Below are 1,606 nucleotides of genomic sequence, written 5' to 3' on the forward strand. Positions count from 1 at the left end.
TTCTAACTTATTCAATTCGCTCTATTTATTTTATCCACCATGTACCTTTCTTTTTATTACTATAATCCGCTTTAGTTTTTAATTTCTCTATTTAATTACTGAACTCACTTAGTTGTTTTTCTTTTTTATGAGTTTCTTCTCAAAATTTATTGTATGTAACAAGAGATCTTTTTCTTTTTTATAAAGCATCGTCTAAAAGATGGCATAAAAGTATTTCTTTAACTAAATGATAATATCATGATATTTAAAGAATGATTGAAGGCAAGGATGTCTGAGAATGATTTTATTTGAATCGAATTGATGGTTTTTTTTAAGTTAGAGGTATTATCAATAAAACGGAAGTGTTTTCATTCAGCTTATTTCAAAACTTTATTTCACAAATTAACTTTAGATAGTATTGCTTTAGCAATGATATTAGGCTGTTTACCGTTATTAGTTCAACATACACTTTTTAGTCAGACTATTTATTCTATTACTATTTTTGTTGCATTATTTTTATTATTTTTTCCTTTTCGTTCATTACGATTTTTCTCTATCTTTCTGTTTTTCTGGGTTTATTCAAATATGGCTGCATCATCCTTAATGACGAGAACGGAGCAGTTTGCCGATAATATAGTAATATTTGAAACCAAAATTATGGAATATCGCCAATTAACAGAGGGTAATATTATTATCAAAATACCCATTACCAAAAAAAACGCGCTTCTCATCATCTGTTTATGCTAACGTGTATTGGCGAAATCCCCCTAAAAATATAGCAGTAGGGCAATATTGGAAATTTAAAATTCAATTCAGAGCAGTACATAGCTATTTAAATGAAGGTGGGTTTGATAGTCAAAAGTATGCTGTTTCTATGAAAGAAACGTTAACAGGTAAAGTGATGACGGCCCAGTTTATCCGAGATGATACATCACTGCGTACTCAATTTATTCAAACCCTTTCAACTTATTGGCAAACTGCAGAAAATAAAGGCGAAATTATTGCTTTAGTCTTAGGTAATAAGCGATATATTGAACCTGAGAAGAAAGATCTCTATATCAAAACAGGAGTTGCACATTTAATTGTGATATCGGGGTTGCATATAGGTTTAGCTGCTTGTGCTGGCTGGATCATTGCAAGAAGTATTCAATTTATATTTCCTATCAGATGGATTAATCCACAGTTTCCATTAGTCATAGCTTGGCTATGTGGGGTTTTCTATGCTGCGTTATCAGGTTGGGGAATACCAGCAACAAGAGCTGTTATTGGATTAACCGTTTGGGTGATTTTACATTGGGCAAACCGATTATTTTTACCTTGGCAATGGGTACTTTGGAGCGCCGCACTCATTCTTATTATTGAACCTCTTTCTATCCTTTCAGCCAGTTTCTGGCTTTCCTTTTCTGCTGTATTTGCCATTATTTTTTGGTATTGGATGTATCCATTAAAAACTAAATATAATTATCAAAAACGGTGGTTTATTTTACGATTGGTACATTTACAATTTGGTTTATTAATTATTTTGTTACCATTTCAATTATATTTATTTAATGGTGCTAATTTTTTTTAGTTTTATCGTTAATTTGTGGGCAGTTCCTGTTATTTCTTTTATTACCGTACCGTTAAT

Annotated in this window: 1 protein-coding gene; it reads left to right on the plus strand. The window is 31.1% G+C overall.

Features of this window, described 5'->3' with window-relative positions; all coding sequences use genetic code 11:
- Positions 1–727: 727 nt before the first annotated feature.
- A complete protein-coding gene (locus tag BHE89_RS26180) occupies positions 728–1,549 on the plus strand; it encodes a DNA internalization-related competence protein ComEC/Rec2 (protein ID WP_286146234.1) in 822 nt (273 codons plus the stop codon).
- Positions 1,550–1,606 lie beyond the last annotated feature (57 nt).

Source organism: Shigella sp. FC1967, assembly GCF_001743005.1.
GTDB lineage: Bacteria > Pseudomonadota > Gammaproteobacteria > Enterobacterales > Enterobacteriaceae > Proteus.